The 26,554-nt window shown below is 29.8% G+C and carries 20 protein-coding genes; 15 read left to right on the forward strand and 5 right to left on the reverse strand.

What is annotated here, in order from left to right:
* Positions 1 to 7: 7 nt before the first annotated feature.
* From FDT66_RS00140 to FDT66_RS00155, 4 genes are all read right to left on the reverse strand, one after another.
* Positions 8 to 973, reverse strand: coding sequence for a Gfo/Idh/MocA family protein (locus FDT66_RS00140; protein WP_138534129.1), 966 nt, complete (start codon positions 971 to 973; stop codon positions 8 to 10).
* On the reverse strand, positions 974 to 1,810 hold the full coding sequence (locus FDT66_RS00145; protein WP_138534130.1) for a hypothetical protein: 837 nt from the start codon (positions 1,808 to 1,810) through the stop codon (positions 974 to 976).
* A 347-nt stretch (positions 1,811 to 2,157) separates the two neighbouring features.
* A complete protein-coding gene (locus FDT66_RS00150) occupies positions 2,158 to 3,882 on the reverse strand; it encodes a sodium:solute symporter (RefSeq protein ID WP_138534131.1) in 1,725 nt (574 codons plus the stop codon).
* Between the two features lie 227 nt (positions 3,883 to 4,109).
* A complete protein-coding gene (locus FDT66_RS00155) occupies positions 4,110 to 6,596 on the reverse strand; it encodes a PIG-L family deacetylase (RefSeq protein ID WP_138534132.1) in 2,487 nt (828 codons plus the stop codon).
* 256 nt (positions 6,597 to 6,852) lie between these two features.
* Between FDT66_RS00155 and dnaN the strand changes: the two genes are divergently transcribed.
* The 6 genes from dnaN to FDT66_RS00185 all read left to right on the forward strand — a co-directional run bounded on the left by dnaN (position 6,853) and on the right by FDT66_RS00185 (position 15,016).
* Complete coding sequence (gene dnaN / locus FDT66_RS00160) at positions 6,853 to 7,971, forward strand: DNA polymerase III subunit beta (RefSeq protein WP_138534133.1); 1,119 nt, start codon at positions 6,853 to 6,855, stop codon at positions 7,969 to 7,971.
* A gap of 70 nt (positions 7,972 to 8,041) precedes the next feature.
* On the forward strand, positions 8,042 to 8,638 hold the full coding sequence (locus FDT66_RS00165; protein ID WP_246034717.1) for an acyl carrier protein phosphodiesterase: 597 nt from the start codon (positions 8,042 to 8,044) through the stop codon (positions 8,636 to 8,638).
* Positions 8,635 to 10,326, forward strand: coding sequence for a gamma-glutamyltransferase (gene ggt, locus FDT66_RS00170; RefSeq protein WP_138534134.1), 1,692 nt, complete (start codon positions 8,635 to 8,637; stop codon positions 10,324 to 10,326). Before FDT66_RS00165 ends, ggt begins: the two co-directional genes overlap by 4 nt.
* Positions 10,327 to 10,350: 24 nt before the next feature.
* The gene (locus tag FDT66_RS00175; RefSeq protein WP_138534135.1) at positions 10,351 to 10,767 is read left to right on the forward strand and encodes a VOC family protein; all 417 of its coding nucleotides are present in this window, start codon (positions 10,351 to 10,353) and stop codon (positions 10,765 to 10,767) included.
* An 80-nt stretch (positions 10,768 to 10,847) separates the two neighbouring features.
* Entirely contained in the window at positions 10,848 to 14,102 is a 3,255-nt protein-coding gene (locus FDT66_RS00180) for a S41 family peptidase (RefSeq protein ID WP_138534136.1), read from the forward strand.
* Positions 14,103 to 14,152: 50 nt separating this feature from the next.
* Positions 14,153 to 15,016, forward strand: a complete 864-nt coding sequence (locus FDT66_RS00185; RefSeq protein ID WP_138534137.1) for an RluA family pseudouridine synthase — start codon at positions 14,153 to 14,155, stop codon at positions 15,014 to 15,016.
* Here the strand turns inward: FDT66_RS00185 and pdxR are convergent.
* A complete protein-coding gene (pdxR, locus tag FDT66_RS00190; RefSeq protein WP_138534138.1) occupies positions 14,991 to 16,484 on the reverse strand; it encodes a MocR-like pyridoxine biosynthesis transcription factor PdxR in 1,494 nt (497 codons plus the stop codon). The two genes, FDT66_RS00185 and pdxR, sit on opposite strands and share 26 nt — an antisense overlap.
* Before the next feature lie 84 nt (positions 16,485 to 16,568).
* On the opposite strand from pdxR, the gene FDT66_RS00195 reads away from it, so the two are divergent.
* The 9 genes from FDT66_RS00195 (at position 16,569) to FDT66_RS00235 (ending at position 26,504) form a co-directional block, all read left to right on the forward strand.
* Positions 16,569 to 17,072 carry a GNAT family N-acetyltransferase gene (locus FDT66_RS00195; RefSeq protein WP_138534139.1) on the forward strand — a complete coding sequence of 168 codons (504 nt, stop codon included), beginning with the start codon at positions 16,569 to 16,571 and terminating at the stop codon, positions 17,070 to 17,072.
* Positions 17,073 to 17,074: 2 nt separating this feature from the next.
* Positions 17,075 to 17,365 carry a DUF1272 domain-containing protein gene (locus FDT66_RS00200; RefSeq protein ID WP_138534140.1) on the forward strand — a complete coding sequence of 97 codons (291 nt, stop codon included), beginning with the start codon at positions 17,075 to 17,077 and terminating at the stop codon, positions 17,363 to 17,365.
* 1 nt (position 17,366) lies between these two features.
* Positions 17,367 to 18,026 (forward strand): pyridoxamine 5'-phosphate oxidase family protein, encoded by a 660-nt coding sequence (locus FDT66_RS00205; RefSeq protein ID WP_138534141.1) that lies wholly within the window; start codon positions 17,367 to 17,369, stop codon positions 18,024 to 18,026.
* Between the two features lie 48 nt (positions 18,027 to 18,074).
* Entirely contained in the window at positions 18,075 to 19,352 is a 1,278-nt protein-coding gene (locus FDT66_RS00210; RefSeq protein WP_138534142.1) for a hypothetical protein, read from the forward strand.
* Positions 19,353 to 20,435: an AI-2E family transporter gene (locus FDT66_RS00215; protein ID WP_138534143.1), complete on the forward strand. Its 1,083-nt coding sequence runs from the start codon at positions 19,353 to 19,355 to the stop codon at positions 20,433 to 20,435.
* A gap of 7 nt (positions 20,436 to 20,442) precedes the next feature.
* Positions 20,443 to 21,618 (forward strand): class I SAM-dependent methyltransferase, encoded by a 1,176-nt coding sequence (locus FDT66_RS00220; protein ID WP_138534144.1) that lies wholly within the window; start codon positions 20,443 to 20,445, stop codon positions 21,616 to 21,618.
* A gap of 221 nt (positions 21,619 to 21,839) precedes the next feature.
* Positions 21,840 to 22,646 (forward strand): formate dehydrogenase accessory sulfurtransferase FdhD, encoded by an 807-nt coding sequence (gene fdhD / locus FDT66_RS00225; RefSeq protein ID WP_138534145.1) that lies wholly within the window; start codon positions 21,840 to 21,842, stop codon positions 22,644 to 22,646.
* Entirely contained in the window at positions 22,639 to 24,930 is a 2,292-nt protein-coding gene (locus FDT66_RS00230) for an FdhF/YdeP family oxidoreductase (protein WP_138534146.1), read from the forward strand. The genes fdhD and FDT66_RS00230 overlap by 8 nt, the downstream gene beginning before the upstream one ends.
* 35 nt (positions 24,931 to 24,965) lie before the next feature.
* Complete coding sequence (locus tag FDT66_RS00235; protein WP_138534147.1) at positions 24,966 to 26,504, forward strand: hypothetical protein; 1,539 nt, start codon at positions 24,966 to 24,968, stop codon at positions 26,502 to 26,504.
* Positions 26,505 to 26,554 lie beyond the last annotated feature (50 nt).

Consider the following 26,554-nt stretch of genomic DNA (forward strand, 5'->3'; position numbering starts at 1 on the left):
ACATAAATTAATATGTCAAATCAATAATTTTTCTAACTTCATCTAGAGTTTTCATTAAGTTTTTTGAAAATTCAAAAGTCATAATATTACTTTCTTTTTTATCTTCTCTTAATAGCTGGTTAAAATGTTCCGTTTCGAAATTATAACCATTTGTTTCACAATGAAAGTGAATAGTTTCCTCTTTTCCCTCTGAAACAATAGTTACAGAACTTGGTGCGTGAAATTGACTGTCTATAATCAACTTCCCTTTTTCGCAAGTAAAAATTGCTTCCGTTTTTGTTTTTTCTAACAACGTACTTTTTAAAAGTGCTTTTGAGTTTTCATATTCAAAAACCATTGAACAAGCAGCATCTGCTCCATTTTTAAAAAAAGTTGCATTTGCATTGATTTTTTTTGGAATACCTAAAGTTGATAAAGCTGCAAAAATTGGATAAATTCCGATATCCAACAAACTTCCACCACCAACTTCTTTCTTAAATACTCTACTCTCTTCATTGTAAGCTGGATGGAAACCAAAATCTGCTTCCAATTGAGTTACTTTTCCTAATTTTTCTTTTTGAAAAAATTCTAAAGCAAATTTATAATGTGGTAGAAAATACGTCCACAAAGCTTCCATTAGTAATACATTGTTTTCTTTCGCAACAGAAATCATTTCTTCAACTTCTACTGAATTCATTGCAAAAGGTTTTTCACATAAAACTGCTTTTTTATGTTGCATACAAAGTATTGCGTGTGCAGCATGAAAACTATGTGGAGTTGCAATATAAATTGCATCAATTTCAGAATCCTTTGCTAAATCTTTATACGAATTGTATGCCTTTTTAGCGTTAAATTTACTCGCAAACTCATTTGCGTTCTCTTGACTTCTAGAAGCGACTGCAACTAATTCTGCATCGTTAATTGCTGCTAAATCTTCTGCAAATTTATTGGCTATTTTTCCTAGACCAATAATTCCCCATTTAATCTTTTTCATTTATTCAATTTTATAATATGGAATTTTCAATTTTCCTTCTTTCACTAAAATAGTAATACTATCACCAATATTTTTTCTTTTGAAAAGCGAATTTGATACATTATATTCTTCAACTTGTTTAGATAAGCTTTTATTATATAGTTTAAAGTAATAATTTGTCGATTTTCCTTTACTAACTCTTTTTTCTAATAATATAGAGTTATAGCTCTTAACTTTACTTTCATCAAAATAACTATTAAAACTCATAATAATACAAAAGCTATACATAGTTGTTAACACTAATAACATTATTATTTTTCCATAAGATTTTATATTTTTTATAATATATTCTTTAGACCCATAAATGCAAAGAATAAATATAAAAATTGAAGTCAAAATTAACGGTAACCATAAATTTTTAGTATTTAAAATATCAATTGTAAATAAAATTAAAAGAAACATTAAAAAAATTGGAGCAGAAAATCCCCAGAAAATACTTGGATAAATTGTGCTTTCACCTCCTTCTTTATCACCATATTTTATAAGTCCTTTGAATGATAAAACTATAACTAATATTATTAGGGGAACAAATAATAAAATAGCAATACTAATATTAAAAAAATCCTTAAAAAAGATTACTACTACGGTAATTAAAATACTTATAATATTTACAATTTTTGTAGTTTTTTTTGCCTTTTCCAACCTTAGATTTCTTTCTTGTTCGCTAAAACCATATTCAGTATTTCGGATAAAATTTTTTATTTCTTTTTCTTCCTCTAAAAAATTTAAATTGTGCGAATGACTAGCTAACCAATCTTGAATTTCCCATGACTTAGTCAAATAATTTGAAAATTTCAATTTCTTTTTATAAACTCTTCTTTTCGGATATACATGAATATAATTTCGACCTTGTTTGTATCCTTCTATTTCTTCAATTCTTAATTTGCGAGAAAATGTTGCTGTAGTAGAAGATATATAAGTATCAGAAAGTATAACTTTTGAAATAAAAATATCTCTAATTCCTAAAATTGAAAGTGAAAAAAAAATCAAAGAAAATGGAACAAATATATAGTACAAATTCAATGATTGGTTTTGATCTAAATCTGGAATAAAAAAAACTGCAATTGAAAAAACAAATAATATTAGCGCGCAAAATGTACCTAATACTTTAATAGATTTCCCATAAGAATAAACTTTCATAAAATTTACTTTGTTCCTGTCGTTTCTATGTCTTCAAACTCATTTTTAGAAGGTGTAGTAGATTGAATCAAAATCGCAATTCCCATCACCAAAGCGCAACCCAATAAGTTCAGCCATAAATAAGGCAACCAATCTAAAAAATAAACAGCAATAATAATTGCTTGTGTAATTAAAGCTGCCATAAAAACAGCGTTTCCTCTAACAAATTTTATAAAAAATGCCAATAAGAAAATACCTAATACATTACCATAGAAAATAGAACCAATAATATTAACTAACTGAATTAAATTATCAAATAAATTAGCAATACAAGCCACAGAAATAGCAACAATACCCCAAGCCAAAGTGAACCATTTAGAAGCTTTTACAAAATGTGCTTCACTCTTATCTCCTTTTACATTTCGTTTGTATAAATCCATAGCTGTTGTACTCGCTAACGCATTTAATTCAGATGCTGTTGATGACATTGCCGCAGATAAAATTACTGCTAATAAAAGACCAATTAATCCTCTTGGTAAATTGTTTAAAATAAAGTGTATAAACACATAGTCCTTATCATTAGACTCTATTTTTTCTAATATATTTTCTTCATCAATTTTATCAATAATTGCTTTCGATTTTGCTTTTAAAGCCAAATCTCTTGTGTTTAAGTCTAAAATTTGTTGCTTTTCTTCTGGCTGAAAGCCATCTGCAAATAGTATTTTTTTAGCGTTTTCAATTTCAATATGTTCGTCTTGTAATTGCTGATATTCATTCGCATATTTAGATATTGCAACTTCTTCATTTGCTCCAGGATTAAAATTTAAAGGCGAAGGATTAAATTGATAAAACACAAAAACCATGACACCAATCAACAAAATAAAAAACTGCATGGGCACTTTTAACAATCCGTTAAAAATTAAACCTAACTGACTTTCGCGAACAGATTTTCCTGATAAATAACGTTGCACCTGACTTTGGTCTGTTCCAAAATAAGACAGCATTAAAAAAGTTCCGCCTAAAATTCCTGTCCAAACTGTGTATCTGTTACTTAAATCGAATGAAAAATCTAACACTTCCATTTTTCCACTTGCACCAGCAATTTTTAATGCTTTAGTAAAAGTGATATCCGCAGGAAGTTGACTCATAATCATGTAAAAAGCGATGACCATTCCACAAAAAATAATAATCATTTGTTGCTTCTGGGTTACATTTACCGCTTTTGTTCCTCCAGAAACTGTATAAATAATTACTAAAAACCCGATGATAATATTCAGCGTTAACAAATCCCAACCTAAAACTGCACTTAAAATAATTGCAGGCGCAAAAATGGTAATTCCTGCAGCCAAACCACGTTGAATTAAAAATAAAATTGCTGCTAAACTTCGGGTTTTTAAATCGAACCTTCCTTCTAAAAACTCATAAGCAGTATACACTTTTAATTTGTGATAAATAGGAATAAAAACCACGCAAATAATAACCATTGCTATTGGCAAACCGAAGTAAAATTGCACGAATCCCATTCCACTATGAAATGCTTGTCCTGGAGTAGATAAAAACGTGATTGCACTCGCCTGTGTTGCCATAACTGACAAACCAATTGTCCACCATTTTGAGTCACTTCCTCCTTTTATATAGTCTGTTACGTTCTTGCTTTTTCTCGTCACATACGTTCCGTAAGCAACTATAAATAAAAGTGTTATTGATAATACAATCCAATCTACTGGGTCTAATTTACTTGCTATTTCCATAGTTAAACCGTGAAGTAGTTAGTAATTAAATAAAACGCAATCAAGTACACCAAATTTGCTACTAAAACTAGTGTATAAACTTTTTTCCAAACGTATTTTTGTTCTTTCATAATATTGTGTAATTGTTAAAAAGTTTAATTGTGTAAGTGTAAATAATCTAATTTAATTTTTTCTAACTTTATTTAAACCACTGAAACTTTGAAAATCTACCACTTGCAATTTTGAACCTACTTGCCTACTGACAACATATTCGCAAACAGTTTATACGCTCCAGAAACTCCTGCTGGCAATTCTCTAAAGAAACTTAAACCTGTATATATATAATTTCCTTTACCGTATTTTGCGATTAATAAACTTCCGTTTTTAGGAGCTTCACCTTTGTCATTCATAGACAATATTGGCGTAAAATTAGCATCCCAAGAACTAGGGAAGTACAAACCTCTTTCTTGTACCCAACCTTTAAAATCTTCTTCTGTAATTTTATTTGGAAAATTTAATAATTGATGATTTTTATCTAAAATTCTTACTTCAGCAAATTCGTCAGTAACTCTATCTCTTGATAGTTGTAATGGAAATGGTGGCGCAACATCTACACCTCTATTGGTGTTATACTGTACAATCATATTTCCTCCATTTTTTACATATGCCAACAAATGTTTTTGTTTAAATTTCAATTCTTTTACCACATTATATGCTCTTATTCCTAAAACAATAGCATCGTATTTTTGTAAGTTTTCTGCATTAATTTCAATAGGATTTATTTCATCAACTCTGCAACCTATCTGTCTTAAATTATCTGGAATTGCATCTCCAGCACCTGCTATATATCCAATATTGCTTCCAACTTTATCAATATTTAAACGAACAATTTTTGCTTCAGAATTTAATAAAACTGATTGTTTTGGAATGTGATTGTAATTAATTTCTACTAATTCTTTTGTAAAATTCTTTCCATTTGAAGTTGCAATTACTTCCAACTTTCCTTCAGATTGATTTTTAGGTGGACTTACCAAAAAGACAACAGTTTGCTTATCACTTTTTTGCTGAATGGTAAAATTGATTTCTTTTGGTGTAACTTCCCAATTGTTTGGAACTTTTAAACGTACTTTTCCTGTAACATTGTTTTCTCCTGCTCTAACTTCTACCAACACTTTTTGCGGAGCATTATCAGAAAAAATAATAACTTTATCTTTTAATTTAGTAGTTACTTTGGGTAAAATTTCAAAAGGCTCATAAATTTCTCCTTTATCTCTTTCTGAATATCGTCTTACTACATTTTTTATAATTGTTACTGGAACTGAATCTATTAACAAATTGAATTTAATTTGTAAAGGTCTTGGTGTTTCTGGTTTTCCAATTAATAATTGATTGTTTACAGTGTACATGCCTAAACTAGCTTCATTTTTTAACCAATAAGGATCAGAAAATTGGTTTGTTTTTATTGTTATTGTTTCATTAAAATTCACTTTTCTATTCCCTTCTAAATCAATATTTTTAGTTACTTTTTTATTATCAATTGTAGATATGATGGAAACCAATTCAATGTTAGAGTTACTTCTATTCAATACTTCCAAGTTTACTTCAATAGTAGCACCTGGAGTTGCTGATGAACTTACAGCTGAAGCTTCCAAATACAAACCTGCACAACCTTCAATAATTTCTAAAATCTGCTCCTTTTTTATTTTTCTCCAATGATTGTCTTCTAACTTTTGAATTTTTTGATACGCTTTCAACAACATTGGTAAATGTTTAGACGGATTTACAAAATCGAACTTTTCTTCGACTTCATATAAAATATCTCCAATTTCACCACCATTTTCCAAACGATTCCAAGTAGTATTTATACCTGAAAAAATATCATTTTGATCTTTTGGTTTATCGCCTTTTAAAAACTCAACATATTCGTTTTGACTTCCTCTTGTGGTAACTCTTCCAAAACCTTGACATAAATGTTGACTACTTGCCATAGACGCTAACTCGTTATTAGACAAGCCTTTTAATGGATAATAAGCACCCACATCAAAAGAAGTTAGTTTTCCTTTTGTAGCTTTTTCAAAATCTTCTTGATTTCTATAAAACCAAGAAGATGTATTAAAAAACAATCTTTTTGGTTGCCAAGTATCAGTATATTTTAATTGTTCTGGAAACTGATTTTCATCGCCAACTTTATCAAAAGCTTCTACGCTTAATATGGCAGAACTTGTATGATGACCATGTGTTGTTCCTGGAGTTCTATGATTAAATCTGTTGATAATTACATCTGGTTTAAATGTTCTAATTGCCCAAACAACATCGCTTAAAACAGCTTCTTTATTCCATATTTTTAAAGTTTCATCTGGATGTTTAGAATACCCAAAATCATTGGCTCTTGTAAATAATTGTTCTCCACCATCAATACTTCTTGCTGCCAGTAATTCTTGTGTTCTAATTACACCCAATAATTCTCTTATTTCAGGACCAATTAAATTTTGGCCACCATCACCTCTTGTTAACGATAAATACCCTGTTCTTGCTTTTACGTTATTTGCTAAATAAGCAATTAAACGCGTATTTTCATCATCTGGATGTGCTGCAACATACAAAGCCGTTCCTAAAAAATTTAATTTTTGAATTTTCTCGTAAATCTGATTTGAACTTAGCTTTTGAGGTTTTTGAGAGTATGTTGAGATTGAAATTTGTAAAAAAATTACAATTAGAAGTAATATTTTATGCATTCTGTTTTGTTAAGGTATGTCAGTTCGAGCGCAGTCGAGAACTAATAAAAAGACCTCTCGACTGCGCTCGAGGAGACAATAATATTCATCATTGTGCAAACAAATGTACTTTTTTTATTCACTAAAATAAATGAATTAACATAATTATAACGTTTCTAAAATTACCCATAAAATTGCTCATAACCTGTTGATAAATTAATTTTCAGAATAACATATTAAGGTTATATTTGTAGTACTAATTAAGAAAAGAATTTACATGAAATTTATTGTATCGAGTTCACAATTATTAAAACAGTTACAAGTTTTAGGTGGCGTTATAAATAGTAATAATACATTACCAATTTTAGACAATTTTTTGTTTGAATTGTCTGAAAATCAACTAAAAGTTTCTGCATCAGATTTAGAAACTACAATGAGTTCTGTAGTAGATGTAGAAAGTGATAGCGAAGGTTCTATTGCTGTTTCTGCGCGATTATTGTTAGATACTTTAAAAACGTTTCCAGACCAACCTTTAACATTTAAAACAGAAGGAGACAACACTATTGAAATTAGCTCAGACCAAGGAAAATACGATATGGCTTATTTTGGTGGAGATGAATTTCCAAAAGCGGTTTCTTTACCATCTCCAAGCCAAACAGTGGTTCCTGCACATATTTTAGGAACTGCAATTTCAAAAACGATTTTCGCTGCTGGAAACGATGATTTACGTCCAGTAATGAGTGGAGTTTTCTTTCAGTTTAGTTCTCAAAGCTTAACCTTTGTAGCAACTGATGCTCATAAACTGGTAAAATATTCAAGAACAGATGTTACTGCAGATCAAACTGCAGAATTTATTATGCCAAAGAAACCTTTAAATTTATTAAAAGGTATTTTAGGAGGTTCTGAAAGTGATGTTACTATTGAATATAATGATGCTAATGCAAAATTTACTTTTGATAATGTGGTGTTGGTTTGTCGTTTAATTGATGGGAAATATCCAAATTACGAAGCAGTTATTCCAAAGGAAAACCCAAATAAATTAACGGTAGATAGAGCTTCTTTCTTAAATTCGGTAAGACGTGTTTCTATTTTTTCAAGTAAAACAACACATCAAATTCGTTTGAAAATGGCGGGTACAGAACTAAATATTTCTGCGGAAGATTTAGATTTTGCAAACAAAGCAGACGAACGTTTAAGCTGCGATTATCAAGGTGATGATATGCAAATTGGTTTCAACTCTCGTTTTTTAAGCGAAATGCTAAACAATTTAAGTTCTAACGAAGTTTTAATTGAAATGAGCTTACCAAACAGAGCAGGAATTTTAACACCAATCGATGGAACAGATGAAGGTGAACAAGTTACCATGTTAGTAATGCCAGTGATGTTGAATAATTAAAACGAATTCACTTATAAATATTTAAAAACCACAATCAAATGATTGTGGTTTTTTCTTTACATTTACCTTCATGAATTTTCTCGCCCATTTATACTTATCTGAAAACAATACCAATATTATGATTGGTAATTTTATTGCAGATCATATCAAAGGAAACAATTACTTGGGGTTCTCTAATGAGATTCAACAAGGCATTTTTTTACACAGAGAAATAGACACTTTTACAGATGCGCATAAAATTGTTAGAGTAAGTAAACGTAGGTTACACAAACGTTACAGACATTATGATGGTGTAATTATCGATATTTTTTATGACTATTTTTTAGCTAAAAATTGGGCAGATTACTCTGCAATTCCTTTAGATGTTTATACCAAATCTATTTATAAATTATTTGATAAAATTAAATACGACCTTCCTACAAAATCTCAAAACTTCATAAAATATATGATTGATTATGATATTTTATTCAATTATCAAAACAAAGCAGGTATTGCAAAAGTTTTAAACGGTGTTAATAACAGAACTAAGGGAGTATCACAAATGAATTTAGCTATTGAAGATTTGGAAAAATTAGAAGAAGAATTAGAAACAGATTTTAAGCTATTTTTTAAAGAATTAATACTATTCTCGAATCAAAAACTTAAAGAAATTCAATCTAAAATATGAAAAAAATCATCTTACTATTTACTTTTTCAATCCTATTTATCCATTGTAAACCAGCAATAGAAAAAGAAAAAAATATTGGTTTAATAGCACAAAAAGCAATGGTTGTATCTGCTAGAGAAGAAGCTTCTAAAATTGGAGTTTCTATCTTAAAAAAAGGTGGAAACGCTTTTGATGCAATGGTTGCTACAGAGTTAGCTTTAGCAGTTGCATATCCATATGCTGGTAATATTGGTGGTGGTGGTTTTATGGTGTACAGAAAAAATAATGGCGAAATTGGTGCAATAGATTATAGAGAAAAAGCACCTTTGGCCGCTACTAAAAATATGTTTTTAGACGAAAATGAAAATGTAATACCTAATAAAAGTACACTTGGAGCAATGGCAGTTGGCATTCCTGGAACAATTGCTGGTGTTTTTGAAGTTCATCAAAAATTTGGAACCATTCCAATGGAAGAAATCCTAAAACCAATTATTGAATTGGCTCAAAAAGGTGTAGTAGTTACCTATAAGCAAGAAAAAAGATTAAAAAACTATCAAAATGATTTTTTAAAAGTTAATCAAGATTCCATTTTATTCAACAAAAACTGGAAAGAAAATGACACCATAAAGTACAATGCGTTAGCAGAAACATTTAAAAGAATTCAGCGAAATGGAAAAGACGAATTTTACAAAGGTGAAACTGCGAAACGCTTGGTGAAATTTATGCAAGATAATGGCGGAATTATAACTTTGGAAGATTTGGCTAAGTACGAACCAAAATGGAGAAATCCTGTAACTTTTTCTTATGATGATTTAAAAATTATTTCTATGTCACCACCATCTTCTGGCGGTGTTTGTTTAGCACAAATTATGAATGCTATTGAACCTTTTGATTTGCATAAATTTGGCCATAATTCAGTAAAATCAATTCAAGTAATAACAGAAGCTGAAAGACGAGCTTATGCAGACAGAAGTTACTTTTTGGGTGATCCAGATTTTGTGACAATTCCACAAAAAGAATTGATATCAAAAGAATATTCACAAAAAAGAATGGCTAATTTTTCTTTTGAAAAAGCAACACTTTCTTCAGAAGTTGCTCATGGTGAAATAAATATTATAGAAAGTGATGAAACCACACACTATTCCATAGTAGATCAATTTGGAAACGCAGTTTCTGCGACAACAACTATAAATGGAGGTTATGGTTCCAAATTATATTGTAGTGATTTAGGTTTCTTTTTAAACAATGAAATGGACGATTTTTCTAGCAAACCTGGTGTACCAAACATGTTTGGTTTAATAGGTGCAAAAGCAAATGAAATTGCACCAGAAAAAAGAATGTTAAGTTCAATGACTCCCACAATTGTTGAAAAAGGAGGAGAACTTTTTATGGTAGTTGGAACTCCTGGAGGATCAACCATTATAACTTCAGTTTTACAAACAATATTAAACGTACATGAATATAAAATGAGTATGAACGAGGCTGTAAATGCTTCAAGATTTCATCATCAATGGTTACCAGACAACATTAAATTAGAACCTAGTGGCTTTTCTGAAGAAACAAAAGAAAAACTAAAAAAAATTGGTTATAATATAGATGAAACAAATGCTCCTGTAATTGGAAAAGTAGCAGCAATTCTCGTATTAAAAGATAAAACATTAGAAGGTGGCGCAGATAAACGTGGAGATGACGCTGCTGCAGGATTTTAAAAAAATAAATTAAACTAAAAAATTATGGCACAACCATTTCATTTAGCAATTCCAGTAAAAAATTTAGAAAAATGTAGAAGTTTTTATAGAGATGTTTTACAATGTGAAGAAGGTCGTTCAACTAAAGATTGGGTAGATTTTAATTTTTTTGGACATCAATTGGTAATTCATCAAAAAGAAGATTTTAATCCTCAAAGAATTTCTAATTTAGTAGACGGACATGATGTTCCTGTTCCACATTTTGGGGTAGTTTTAACTTGGGTAGATTGGCAGTCTTTATCAAAAAAATTAAAAAGTTTAAACTTTGAATTTGTAATTGCACCTTGCATTCGCTTTGAAGGAAAAGTTGGTGAACAAGCCACTATGTTTTTTAAAGACCCTGAAGGAAATGCTTTAGAATTTAAAGCCTTTAAAGACGAAAGTCAACTTTTTGCGAAGTAACAAAAACTTCTTTAACATATCCTTTTCACTTTTTAAAGTTGATTTTTTTATCTTTAAAAACTAATCAAACTTACTTTACAATGAAAAAAATTCTTTTACTTTTTTCGATATTAGTTTCTTATCCAATATTTTCTCAAGGAACACGCTTATTAAGGCAACCTACACTTTCTAATTCTGAAGTTGTTTTTGTGTATGGCGCAGATTTATGGAAAGCCCCTTTAAATGGTGGCAATGCAATTCGATTAACCAGTGATGAAGGTTCAGAATCCAGTCCAAGATTTTCTAAAGATGGTAAATGGATTGCTTTCACTGCTCAATATGATGGAAATACAGATGTTTATATAGTTTCCTCAAATGGTGGTGAACCAAAAAGGCTCACTTATCATCCAGCTCAAGATGTAGTACAAGGTTGGACGCCAGACAATAAAATTCTTTTTCGTTCGAATAGAGAATCTAAACCTACGCAAACGAATAAATTTTTCACGATTTCTACAGAAGGTGGTATGCCAGAAACTTTTGATATTCCAAGAGCTGCTTATGGAGAAATTTCTGAAGACAACAAATACATTGCTTACACACCAATTACAAGTTGGGATGCAGAATGGCGAAATTATAGAGGTGGACAAGCAATGCCTATTTGGATTGTAAACTTAAAAACAAAAGAGCTTATTAAAACCCCTCAGTTAGATGGAGAAAGGCATGTAAACCCAGTTTGGTATAATAGTGATGTATATTATATTTCTGAAAGAGATTTCACTGCAAATATTTGGTCATACAACCTAAAAACAAATAAAGAAACTCAAATTACTTTTCATAAAAAATTTGATGTCAAAAATTTAGATGCCAATAAAAACGGAATCGTTTATGAACAAGGAGGTTATTTACATTTTTTGAAACCAGACACTAAAGAAACCAATCAAATTATTATCAATGTAAAAGGAGATTTAAATTATTCCAGAACAAGATGGATGGATGTTTCTGGTAGAAACTTAACCAACCCAAATGTTTCACCAAATGGAAAAAGAGCCATTTTTGAATATCGAGGAGAAATATTTACAGTTCCAAAAGAAAACGGAACTTGGAGAAACTTAACCAATTCTTCTGGAGTTGCTGATCGCTCTCCAATTTGGTCTCCAAAAGGAGATAAAGTAGCTTGGTTTTCTGATAAAAATGGAGAATATGAATTAGTACATGCTGACCAAAATGGCGACAATCAAGAATTTATAAAGTTGCCAAATCCTACTTTTTATTTTCAACCAGATTGGTCACCAAATGGAAAATACATTGCTTATACAGATACCAATTTTGTAATTTGGATTATAGATTTAGACTCTAAAAAAACAACAAAAGTAGATGCAGATGGTTTTGCACATCCAAACAGAACTATGAATCCAAAATGGTCTCCAGATAGTGATTGGATTGCGTATGCAAAACAAAATGACAATAGTTATAAATCTATTTATGCATATCAAATAAGCACTAAAAAAATAGTTCAAATAACTGATAAAATAGCTGATGCAATTTCTCCTGTTTGGGATGCCTCAGGTAAATATATCTATACATTAGCAAGTACAGATTATGGTTTACAAACTGGTTGGTTAGATATGAGTTCTTACGACCCAAGTGTTACTAGAACCTTGTATACAGTAGTTTTATCTTCTAAAGACAAAGCACCTAATCTTCCAAAAACAGATGAGGAATCTGTTAAAAAAGAAGAAACAAAAGACGATAAGAAAAAAAGCAAAAAAGACGATGAAAAATCGTCGGAAGAAAACAAAACAATTATTGATGAAAATGGTTTGTTTGATAGAGCTGTAGCATTAAAATTGCCAGCAAGAAATTATGTTGGTTTATTAAAAGGACCTAAAAACAAAGTATTTATTGCAGAATCAGTTCCAAATAGCAGAGGATTAACCTTACATAGTTATGACGTTACTAAAGAAAAGGCAACCGTTTTTGCGACAAGTGCATCTTCTATGACAACTTCAAACGATAGAAAGTCCATTTTAATATCTAAAAATGGTAGTTGGAGTTTAAACAATACAAACGCTCCTAAAGCTGGAAAAGAATCATTAAAAACAAATCTTAAAATTAAAGTTGATCCTAAGGCAGAAGCACATCAAATTTTTAAAGAAGGATGGCGTTTTATGCGCGATTTTTTATATGTTGACAACGTGCATGGTGCACCATGGAACGATATTTACGAATGGTATTCTCCCTGGATAAATGATGTAAAACATCGTTCTGATTTGAATTATGTTGTAGACATTATGAGTGGTGAAGTTGCCATTGGACATTCGTATGTTTCTGGTGGAGATTACCCTAATGTAAATAGAGTTGGTGTTGGATTGTTGGGTGCTGATTTAGAAAAACACAAAGGGTATTATCGTTTTGCAAAAATTTACAAAGGCGAACGTTGGAATCCTTCAATTTTTGCTCCTTTAGGTTTACCAGGAATAGATGTTAACAAAGGTGATTACTTAGTAGAAATTAATGGAGTTGCTTTAACTTCAAATATGAATCCTTACCAATTTTTAGAGCAAACTTCTGGAAGAGAAATTTATATAAAAGTGAATGACAAACCTTCAGAAAAAGGAGCTAGAACCATTTTAGTTACGCCAACTTTTAGTGAGAGAGGATTGCGTTCTATAGATTGGGTAGAAAGTAATCGAAGAAAAGTAGATAAAATGTCTAATGGGAAATTAGCTTATGTCTATGTTCCTAATACAAGTGGTCCTGGATTTACATCTTTTAACAGATATTATTTCTCACAACAAGATAAAAAAGGAGTTGTAATAGATGAGAGAAACAATGGTGGTGGTTCTGCTGCAGATTATATGATAGACATTATGTCCAGAGAAGTTGTTGGTTATTTTAATAGTAAAAGTGAAAGCAGAAAACCTTGGACAACGCCAATGGCAGGAATTTGGGGGCCAAAAGTGATGATTATTAATGAAAGAGCAGGTTCTGGAGGTGATTTATTACCATACATGTTTAAAGAGAAAAATTTAGGCCCTTTAGTAGGCACAAAAACCTGGGGTGGTTTAGTAGGAACTTGGGATACTCCACAATTTATTGATGGTGGAAGAATGGTAGCTCCAAGAGGTGGTTTTTATGATGTTGACGGAAAATGGGCAGTTGAAGGCGAAGGAGTTGCTCCAGATATTGAAGTGCATCAAACACCAAAAGAAGTTTTAAATGGAAAAGATCCTCAGTTAGAAGCTGCAGTAACTGAAGCTTTACGATTGTTGAAAGGAAATGAATTTCAAGCAAAGCCAGAACCAAAAGCACCAATTCGTTCTAAAAGACCAAAAGGTTATAAATCTGATAATTAAAATTTAAAGCGGATTATTGAAAGATAATCCGTTTTTTAATATATTTTTTTTTGATAAAAGTAGAAACACATAAAGTTCCAGAATTAAAAAATCGAATTCGTTTACAAGAATATGCAGTTGGAATTTTCCAAACCATCCCAACTAAATCTGGCATTAAAAAAGCGATTAAAAAAGGATTGATTTTAGTGAATGATGAAACTACATCAACAGCAAAATATATTATTGGTGGGGAAAAAATAGAGTTATATCAATCTGAAAACGAAGAAGTTTTTACAAGATTACAATTAGACCTTGAAGTTTTATTTGAAGACGATTATTTAGCGATTATCTACAAACCAGCAGGAATTTTAGTTAGTGGAAATAAATTTGTAACCATTGCAAATGCACTTACTCAAAATCTGCAAAAAAGTAAACAACAAGATGCCGTAAAACCACAACCTATACATAGATTAGATTATCCAACAAGCGGACTTTTGCTAATTGGAAAAACAAGTTCAACAATTATTAAGTTGAGTGCTCTTTTTAAAAATAAGGAAATTAGTAAAACCTATTTTGCAATAACAATTGGGTTAATGAATTCCGAAGCAATAATAAATTCTCCAATTGACGAAAAAGAATCAATTACAAATTACACTATTTTACAAACTGTAAAATCAGAACGTTTTGGTTTTTTAAATTTAGTAAAACTAAGTCCAAAAACGGGAAGAAAACATCAATTAAGAAAACACTTATTAGGTATTGGAAATCCTATTTTAGGAGATAAAGAATATTTTTTAGAAGGCAAGGTTTTAAATGGAAAAGGCTTATACTTACATGCATCCATTTTAGAATTTATACATCCGTTTACGAAAGAAAAAATTTATACCTCTAAAGAATTACCTAAAAAATTTACAAAGATTTTTTCAATAACTTAACTTCGTTCATTGTTTTTGAAAGTCTTTTTATCAACTCGTAAATTTCTTCTTCATTATAAGTTGCGAAACCTATTCTAATAGCATTGTGTTTAGAATTTGCTATGTCATAACGTTGCCACTCTCCTATTTCTAATTGATGTTTGTAAGCAATTTGAGATATTGTTTTCCAAGAATATTTTTTATGTAAAGTCAACCAAACTGCCATTCCTCCTTTTGGAATCTCAAAAAAGAAAACATCTTTAAATTTCTCTTCTAAAAGTTTACAAAACAAATCTCTTCTCGTTTTGTAAATCTTCATTACTTTTTTAATATGTCTATCTAAATCGCCGTTTTTTATAAATTCTTCAAAAGTTAATTCTAATAAAGCATCACCTTGTCTGTCTATAAATCTACGTTGGTTTGCAGCTTCATTTACAAATTCTTTAGAAGATATTAAATAACCAATTCTAAAAACTGGTGCTACTGTTTTACAAACAGAACCTATATAAATTACATTTCCATTAGCATCATGACTCGCCAAAGGTAAAATTGGAGAATGATTGTAATTAAAATCGTAATCATAATCATCTTCAATAATAGCAAAACTGTATTTTTTGGCTAAATTCAATAGGTGAATTCTTCTTTCCGCTGACAAAGTTACTGTGGTTGGGTGATGATGATGAGAAGTTACATAAACTGCTTTTATTGCTTTCTTTTTACAAATTTCTTCTATTTCTTTGGTATTTAATCCGTTTTCATCCACAGCAACTCGTACTAAATTCGCTTCACTTTGTAAAAATGTAGTATCTGCAGATGCATAATTTGTTTCACCAATCACAACTAAATCATCTTTTTTCAATAATAATTTAGAAGATAAATAAATACCCATTTGACTTCCTCTAGTTATGAGAATATTTTCATAAGAAACAGATAAACCTCGAGTTTTGTTTAAGTAATTTGCCAATGTTTTTCGCAACTTTTCATTTCCAAATAAAGATCCATAAGACATTTCCTTATAAATATGTTTTCTACCACAAATTCTTCTGTAAATTCTTGCAATATCTTCTGCTGGTGTTAATCTCGCATCAGAAATCCCATCATTTATGTACATAAATCCCTCTTTTTTTTCAGGAGATTTTCTTACCAATTCTTCGTTATGATAAAAGTTGAATCCAGTATTATTTGTTTTTTTATGTCGGTTCTCAATTGTAAAGTTTTGCACATTTAATTCGGGTAAATTGGCATTTACAAAAGTTCCTTTTTTAGGAATACTTTCTACCCAACCTTGTAATAACAACTCTTCATAACAAGCTACTACTGTTTTTCTGTGCACGTTCAAGTTTTCTGACAAGGCTCTACTACTTGGTAATTTTGTTTCTGGCAATAATTTTCTGCTTTTAATCAATTCTATAAATGTATTCGATAATTGCAAATACAATGCTTGTTTGCTTTTTCTATTTAATTGAAAAGTTGTTTTATTTGGAAACAAAATCTGGACTATTATTTATTTTAATTCTGGATTATTACAAGAGTCCATAAATATAGTAATTTTGGAATAATAAATTAAGTAATAATGATTAAACTAAAACCATTTACAAATTCTGATTTTGACAGATTAATCAATTGGATTGATTCTGAACATTTAATGTATGTTTTTTCTGCAACTATTTTTAACTACCCAACAAACCATGCTCAATTAGACGAATATTTAAAAGAGCCAAATAGAGTTACTTATAAAGTAATTGATATAAATTCTAACGAAATAATTGGTCATGCAGAGCTAAATAACATCAACAAATCAAACAAAAGCGCAAGAATTTGTAGAGTTTTGGTTGGCAATAAAAATGAAAGAAATAAAGGTTTTGGAAAACTAATAATTAATGAATTGGTAAGAATTGGATTTGAAGAAATGAAATTACACAGAATAGATTTAGGGGTATATGATTTCAACAAAAACGCCATAAAATGCTATAAAAACTGTGGTTTTGAAATTGAAGGTTTACTAAAAGAAAACACCAAATTTGGAAATCAATATTGGTCTACTTATAACATGAGTATTCTAAATAAAAGAAAATAAATATGCTAGAAATTAGACCCAATTGCGAACATTGTAACAAAAATTTACCAAACACATCCACAGAAGCAATGATTTGTTCTTTTGAGTGTACCTATTGTAAAACCTGTGCAATAGAAATTTTTGAAAATGTTTGCCCAACTTGTGCTGGTAATTTTGTGGAACGTCCAATTCGTCCATCAAAATATAAAGAGAAATATCCAGCTTCTAAAAAGAGCGTTTTTAAACCAAAAAAATTAGAAGAAGCGAAAATAAAGAGCAATCAATTCAAAGATATTCACCCTTCAAAAAGATAACATGAAAGAATACAAAAAATCAAAATTAAACAGCGTAAAAAGAGGCGCAAATAGAGCTACTTACGATATAGAAAAAATAAATACCATTTTAGATGCTGGTTTTATTGGCTATGTAAGCTACAATTTTCAAGGAAAAGCCATTGCAATTCCAATGGCTTATGGTAGAAAAGGAAACAAAATTATTTTACACGGTTCTAACGCCAATAGAATGCTTACTTCTCTTTTAGAGGCAAAGGAAATGAGTATGACTGTGATGCACTTAGATGCACTGGTTTTAGCACGATCTGGATTTCATCATTCAGTAAACTACAGATCAGCTACACTTTTTGGAACCTGTAAAAAAATAGAAGATAAAGAAGAAAAAAACGATGCCCTATTTTGTTTTATGGAACATATGATGAAAGGAAGATGGAATGGAATTCGCGAAATGAACAACGAAGAATTTGAAAGAACTTTAGTGGTAGAAATGACCATTGAAACTGCTTCTGCAAAAATTAGAGATGTTGGTGTTGCTGATGAACCTGAAGATTATAATTTAGATGTTTGGGCTGGTTTAATACCTATAAAACAAATAGCAACATATCCTATTCCTGATAAAGGAAAACCAGAAAGCATGGAAATACCTCAACATGTTTTAGATTATTACGAGCAAAATAAGTAAGTTCCTATAAAATGTAATAAATTAGCTACTTTATTATAAAATTTACAAATGAAAAAATTTTTCAAGTTTTTAGGTGTTATTATTTTATTACTAATTGTAGCAGCAACAATCTTCTATTTTGCAAAAAATGAAGAACTTCCACAAGGAAATAAAGGTAAAGAAGCAGATGCATTAGCCATAAAAATGTACAATGCCATAAATGGTGACGCATTTGAAAACACAGAGGTAATTGAATGGAGTTTTAGAAATGTACATCATTACAAATGGATGAAACAAGAAAACATAGTTCATGTTTCTTGGGATGAAAATAAAGTGATTTTAGATACAAAATCTCCTGAAAAATCGGTTGTTTTTATAAATGAAAAAGAGACTAATAATCCTGAAATCATTAAAAAAGCAACCGATTTTTTTAACAACGATTCTTTTTGGTTAATTGCACCTTACAAAATTTTTGATGCTGGTACAGAAAGAAGAATTGTAAATTATGAAGAAAAAGACGCCCTTCTAATTACATATACTTCTGGAGGTTCAACTCCTGGTGATTCTTATTTATGGATTTTAGATGAAAATTTTTTACCAACATCTTATAAAATGTGGACTAACATTATTCCTATTGGTGGTGTTTCTGCCACTTGGAATCATTTAAAAAACACAGAAGCTGGTATAAAACTACCTACTAAACACAAACTTTCGTTGTTTGGATTAGAAATGGAACTTGCTAATGCAAAAGCATACAACCCAAAAGCAAATGAATTGGCTAATAAAATTCTTAAAACAATAAAACACGACGAATACAAAAACACGCGTTATTTAGAATGGAGTTTTGGTGGCAGAAGACATTTTAAATGGGACAAAGAAAAACATATTGCTGATGTTTCTTGGGACTCTATTCGTGTAAATTTACATCCTCAAAACAAAGAAAAAAGTACTGTTTTCTTTAACGAAAAATTACAAGAAAAAGCAGATTCAACCATCGTAAAAAGAGCTTGGAATATTTTTAACAACGATTCTTTTTGGTTAGTGGCACCTCATAAATTATTTGAAAATGGAATCATTAGAACCGTTCAAAAAGAAAATGACAAAGATGCGTTATTAGTAAAATATACAACAGGTGGTTCAACTCCAGGAGATTCTTATTTATGGATTCTTGATGAAAATTATTTACCAATATCTTACAAAATGTATGTTCCAAGTATGAAAATGAATGGAGTTCCTGCAACTTGGGAAGATTGGATTACCACAGAAAGTGGAACATTATTACCAACAAACCATACATTTGGAAATGGTAGAAATTTAAGTATGGGCGAAGTAAAAGGTTATAATTAAATGACAGCAAAAACATTATCTAACGGTATTTTAAGGGCTTTAGCAATACTTCTAGGTGTTTCCCTTTTAATATATTTTCTTTACAAAATTCAGTCTGTAATTGTGTATATCATAATCGCAGGCGTAATTTCGTTAATTGCAAGACCTATTATTTTATTTTTAAGAAGAAGGTTAAAATTTCCAAACACAGTAGCTGTTATCACAACAATGGTGATTTTTTTAGGAATTATTACAGGTATTATTATACTTTTTATTCCTTTAATAACTGAGCAAGGTAAAAGTTTATCACTTTTACAAAGCGATGAATTACAGGCAAATATTCAAAATATTTTCAATCAAATTACAGCCTACTTTTCATCAAAAGGAATTGACGTTTTAGGAGAAATTAAAAGTATTGATTTCACCTCTCAATTTAAAGCAATACCTAATTTATTAAACTCAGTTTTAGGCACACTTGGCTCTTTAAGTGTAGGGTTGTTTTCTGTATTATTTATTTCATTTTTCTTTATGAAAGACAGCAGAATTCTTAAAAACGGAATTATGACAATCATTCCGAATGAAACTGAAGGACGTTTTTCAAAATCTTTGGAAACTATTAATGATTTATTGTCAAGATATTTCATTGGTTTAATATTACAAATTACCATTCTGTTTGTTTTATACACAATTATTTTATTAATTTTTGAAATTGACAATGCAGTTGTAATTGCATTTTTATGTGCCTTACTAAATCTAATTCCTTATGTTGGCCCATTAATTGGAGCAGTAATTATGTGTATTTTATCAATGACAAGTAATATTGGTTTAGAATTTCAGACTCAAATTTTACCAACTACCATTTATGTGATGATTGGTTATTTTATCGCTCAAATTGTAGACAATTTTGTGAGTCAACCAGTTATTTTTTCAAAAACAACAAAATCACACCCGCTGGAAATTTTCTTAATTATAATTATTGGTGGTTTACTTTTTGGCATTATTGGTATGATTACTGCAGTTCCATTATACACAGCTCTAAAAGTAATTTTAAAAGAATTTTTATCAGAAAATAAAATTGTAAAATCGTTAACTAAAAACTTATAATTTTATTTTGAATATCAACATTTTACAACCTGAAGTTCAACATTTTATAAAAGAAAATTTAAAAACAGAAATTACAAAGGTAATTCTTAAAGGAAGCTCTTTTAAAAATGTTTCTATCCAAGAAATAGCAAACCAAATTTTAGCAAAACAAAAGTCTGAAAAAAAACTATCAACTTGGTTTCATACCGAAAACATTTATTATCCTGCAAAATTAAGTATTGAGCAAACCTCGTCTGAAATTACTGCAAATTATAAATCTAAAATTGTTTCTAGCGATTCTATAATTGATATTACTGGAGGTTTTGGTGTAGATGCTTTTTACTTTTCTAAGCAATTTAAAAATGTAACTCATTGTGAAATTAATCAAGAATTATCTGAAATTGTAAAACACAACTTTCAACAATTAAAAGTAAATAATGTTGATTTTTTCTCAGGAAATGGTACAAACTTTTTAAAAGAAACAAATAAAAAATTCAGCTGTATTTATATAGATCCTTCTAGAAGAGATGACTTAAAAGGAAAGGTTTTTTTATTGAAAGATTGCCAACCTTACATTAGCCCAAAAATTGATTTCTTTTTCACAAAAACTGATTATATATTAATAAAAGTATCACCCATTTTAGATCTTACACAAACAATTAACGAACTTAAAAATGTGAAGGAAATTCATATTGTTTCAATAAATAATGAAGTGAAAGAATTATTGTTTTTATTAGAAAAAAATTACAACAATAGTATTGCTATAAAAACAGTAAATTTCAAAAAAGAAAAAGTGCAAACATTTAATTTTATATTTGATGAAGATGTAACTTCAGAATACTCTGAACCTCTCTCCTATTTGTATGAGCCAAATTCTGCCATTTTAAAATCTGGTGGATTTCATCAAATAACCAACAAATTAAATGTATTTAAACTACAGCAACATTCACATTTATACACTTCTGAAAAACAAGTGAATTTTCCTGGTAGAACATTTAAAATTGAGCACGTATTACCATATGATAAAAAGAAAATTATAAAATTGCTTCCAGACAAGAAAGCAAATATCACTACAAGAAATTTCCCAAAAACAGTTGCTCAAATAAGAAAAGAAACTAAGATTAAAGATGGTGGAAATATTTTTATCTTTTTTAGTACAAACAAATCAGAAAAGCTAATTGTAATAATTTGTTTAAAAATCTAGTTATTAACAATTTAACTAACAATCAAAACCTCATTATGTTAATAACTATTTATATAAAAGTTAAAATTAAAAAAAACTAATCACATATATTTGCAAAACATTAGGTGTTTTATTATTAGGGGTATGAAACACCTAAAAAAAAGTCTCGAATTAACTTTCGAGACTTTTACTTTTTTAGCCAACCACTTTTCATTAAGTTTGTATAGCAAGTTCTCAACCGTATGCAAACGCTTTCTTACCAAGGTTTAAAAATAGTAAACACACATCAAACTACAATTTCAGATTGTTTAGTTATAGAAGCTCCATTGCAAATTAACATTAACAACGAAGCATACACAGTTGTAATGAGAACCCCTAATAATGATTCAGAACTTATTAGAGGATTACTTTTTGCAGAAGATATTTATAAAAATAATTCTCCATTAAAATTAACTATTCAAAAAGAACAAGATAAAATTCCACAAATTATTAATGTAGAAATTCCTAATCATCTTTTAGGCAAAGGCTATCTAAATAAAAGAACACTTTTATCTGTTTCCTCATGTGGTATTTGTGGTAAAAAAGAATTAAAAGACCTTGAAGTTAAAGGCGATAGAATTAAAAATATAAATACGTATTCTTCAGAGAAAATTCATGAAATGTTTATTCAAATGACTCAAAAGCAACAAACATTTAAGAATTCTGGAGGAAGTCATGCTGCATGCATTTTTAATAAAAACTACGAATTATTAACAATTAAAGAAGATATTGGAAGGCATAATGCTGTTGATAAAACTGTTGGTGATTTATTAATAAAAAATCATTTAAAAACTGCCAATTTTTTATTGGTAAGTGGCAGAGTTTCTTACGAAATTGTATCCAAAGCTTTTATTGCTAAAATTCCAATAATTGTAGCAGTTTCTGCATGTTCTTCCTTAGCTGTAGATTTTGCTAAAGAATTCGGAATTTGCTTAATTGGTTTTACTAGAAACAACAAAATGACAATTTACTCAAATCCATCTTACCTAAAAAAAGATAAAAATGTCTAAGAATACAAACGCGCAACCTCCAGAAAAATTAACAGGTATAAAACTAAGAGAAATTCCAAAATCTGCTGTTGGTGTGAAAGCAATTAAATCGGCATTAACTCACATAAATGATGAAGTTGGTTTGGTAAATGGAATTCAACTTTTAAAAAATTTAAATCAAAAAGATGGTTTTGATTGTCCTGGTTGTGCGTGGCCAGATCCAGATGAAAAACGAGCTTTCTTAGCAGAATATTGCGAAAATGGTGCAAAGGCAGTTGCTGAAGAAGCTACAAAAAATAAAGTTTCTCCACTTTTTTTTGCCACACATTCTGTAAAAGAATTGGCAAAGTTGTCAGATTACGAGATTGGTAAAAGTGGAAGAATTACACATCCAATGTACTTATCTGAAGGAAAAGATAATTATGAAGAAATTTCTTGGGAAGACGCCTTTCAGCTAATTGCAAAAGAATTAAATAGTTTGAACTCTCCAGATGAAGCCATTTTTTATACCTCTGGAAGAACTAGTAATGAAGCTGCTTTTTTATATCAATTGTTTGTAAGACAATTTGGTACAAATAATTTACCTGATTGCTCAAATATGTGCCATGAATCTAGTGGCGCTGCACTTTCAGAAACTTTAGGTATTGGAAAAGGCTCTGTAACATTAAACGATTTTAACCATGCTGATTTAGTAATTGTAGTAGGTCAAAATCCAGGTACAAACCACCCAAGAATGCTAACAGCCTTAGGAGAAACAAAAAACAATGGTGGAAAAATAATAACAATAAACCCACTTCCTGAAGTTGGTTTACTCAATTATAAAGATCCTCAAAATCCTTTAAAATGGGTAGGTTCTGGTCAAGATTTAACAGATTTGTTTCTACAAGTAAAAATAAATGGTGATGTTGCGCTGCTAAAAATCATCTTAAAATTAATGAAAGAGCGAGAATATGCTGAACCAAACTCAGTATTCAATCATCAATTTATAAATGAAAAAACTGCTGGTTTAGACGATATGTTAAATGATTTAGATAACTATTCAATATCAGAATTACTGCAGCAAACAGGAATTTCTTTAGAAAAAATTAAACAAGCCACAGAGCTCATAATAAACAATGAAAAAATTATTATTTGTTGGGCAATGGGTTTAACACAACATAAAAACTCTGTAGATAATATCAGAGAAATAGTAAACATACTATTATTAAAAGGTAGTATTGGAAAAAAAGGAGCAGGAACTTGCCCTGTGCGTGGTCACTCAAATGTTCAAGGAGATAGAACTATGGGGATTTGGGAAAAAATGAGTGATTCATTTTTAGACAAACTAGATAATGAGTTCAACTTCAAGTCACCAAGAAAACATGGTTTTGATGTGGTAAATTCCATTAAAGCTATGTACCAGAAAAAAGCAAAAATATTTTTTGGAATGGGTGGAAATTTTATTTCAGCTACTCCAGATACAGAATATACTGCTAAAGCATTAAAAAACTGTAATTTAACTGTTCACGTATCTACAAAATTGAATAGAAGTCATTTAATTCATGGAAAAAAAGCCCTTATTTTACCTTGTTTAGGACGATCAGAAAAAGACTTACAGGTTTCTGGAGAACAATTTGTAACTGTAGAAAATTCAATGGGAGTTGTACATCAATCTAATGGTGTTTTAGAGCCACATTCAAAAAAAATACTAAGTGAACCTGCAATTATTGCTGGATTAGCCAATGCAACTTTAAAAGAATCAACCGTAAACTGGACTGAACTAATCTCTAATTATGATTATATAAGAAATAAAATTGAAGCTATAATTCCAGGTTTTGAAAATTATAATAAACGTGCACGTCAAAAAGGTGGATTTTATTTACCAAACAATGCAAGAGAAAATAACTTTAGCCCAACAACCACAGGAAAAGCGAACTTTACAATTAATCAACCTTCAGATTTAAAGTTAAAAGATAATCAATTTATCATGATGACTATTAGATCTCATGATCAGTACAATACTACTATTTATGGTTTAAATGATAGGTACAGAGGTGTTTTAAACGAAAGAAGGGTTATTTATATGAATCCTGAAGATATGAAAAGTCAACAGTTAAAACAATTAGATTTAGTTGATTTAATTAGTCACTTTGATGGAGAAAAAAGAATAGCCAAAGGTTTTTTAGTGATATCATATGATATTCCTAAGCAGTGTACAGCTACCTATTTTCCTGAAGCCAATGTTTTGGTTCCTATAAAAAGCGTAGCTAAAATAAGTAACACTCCTGCTTCCAAAACTGTAATTATTAGTATTGAAAAAAGATAAATTATATTTGCAAACCAATATTTAAAAATAAAGTTGTGAAAAAGCCAATCCTATTCATTTTTATCATTTTATGCAATCAATTTTTAGTTTCACAAACGAATAAAATTCCTGAAAAAATTACACAAAAAGGGTTTGCTAAAGTAGATTTTTTATCTATAAAAATGCCACAAGCAGAAATTCCAAATGAACCAAACATGGGTTTTTCTGGTATACACTATAATATAATACTAAATAAAAACTTTTACGCAGGCTTAGGGATTTATGGATCTGTTTCTGGAAGAAGAGGTGGTTTTTTTACTCTAGGAGTTAATGCAGGGTATAAAAAATACATAGCTGATAAATTATATTTTGACACCGGATTTCATTTTGGTGGTGGTGGTGGTGCAGGTGCTAAAGATGGTGGTGGTGCATTTATTTTACCACATGTAAATTTAGGCTATGATTTTAAATATTTTTCCTTAAATACAGGTTGGAGTTATATAAACTTTTTCGATAAAGGCTTAATCAAAGGAAATCAATTAAATGTTGCCCTAGAAATCCCTTTAGACTATAATTATGCTTCTAACAAAAATACAGAAAGTTCCTTTTCTTTTGAAGATTTAAATAATTCTTCTTGGAAACAAGAAACTAGTAAAACATCATTTATGTTACATTTAAATAATTTAAAAGTACAAAGTGACGCTAATGCGACAACTGGAGATATTCTTAAAGGAAAAACAATAAGATTAGCCGGATTCGAACTCGCTAATTATTTTAATGAAAATTGGTTTGCATTCTTAAAAGTTGATGGTGCTTACAGTGGTATTAGAGCTGGTTATATGGATGTACTTTTAGGGGCTGGATACCAATTCTCATTCAACAAAAATCGAACAAATATTTTAGCAAAGTTTGGATTTGGAGCTGGTGGTGGTGGTGGTGTAGATTCAGAAGGTGGTTTTTTATTATATCCAGATGTTTCTGTTGAACAAAAGCTTTTTGATGATGTGTTTATATCTGTAAATAAAGGATATTTATTAACTCCTAGTCAATATTTTTCGACGTCAACGTATGGAATTGGTTTGAAATATTATGTTGAAAAAAACGGCACTTTCTCTGAAAATAATAAATTTGAGAATGGTAGATTTAAAGGAATTGAAATAATTATAAAACAAGATTGGTATTTTGACGCAATGAGAATGACAGAACCTACTCAAGATATGCATCAAATATCACTTCAAACTAATTTATTTTTAAATAAAAGTTTATTCTTAGCAGGACAAACATCTTTTGCAAATTTTGGAAATGCAGGTGCTTATGGTGAAGGTTTAGTTGGTTTAGGATTTAAAACAAACCATTCATTTATAAATAACACAACTTTTTTTACGCAAATTTTAGCAGGTGCAGCTGGAGGAGGCAATATTAGTACAGGAGAAGGTTTTATAATAAAACCAAGTGCTGGAGCAGATTACCAATTAAACAAAACTTTAAGTTTAAGAGGCTCTGTAGGGTATGTAAAAGCCAAAGGAGGTAGCCTTAGCAGCCCTTTTGTTAATTTTGGAATAAAATATAATTTTTCTTTTTTAAATATGAAATAAATAATTGTATATTTGCATTATAATTTAGAAATAGATTATACTCCCTTCAA

Source organism: Polaribacter aestuariivivens (genome assembly GCF_005885675.1).
GTDB classification, from domain to species: Bacteria; Bacteroidota; Bacteroidia; order Flavobacteriales; family Flavobacteriaceae; genus Polaribacter; species Polaribacter aestuariivivens.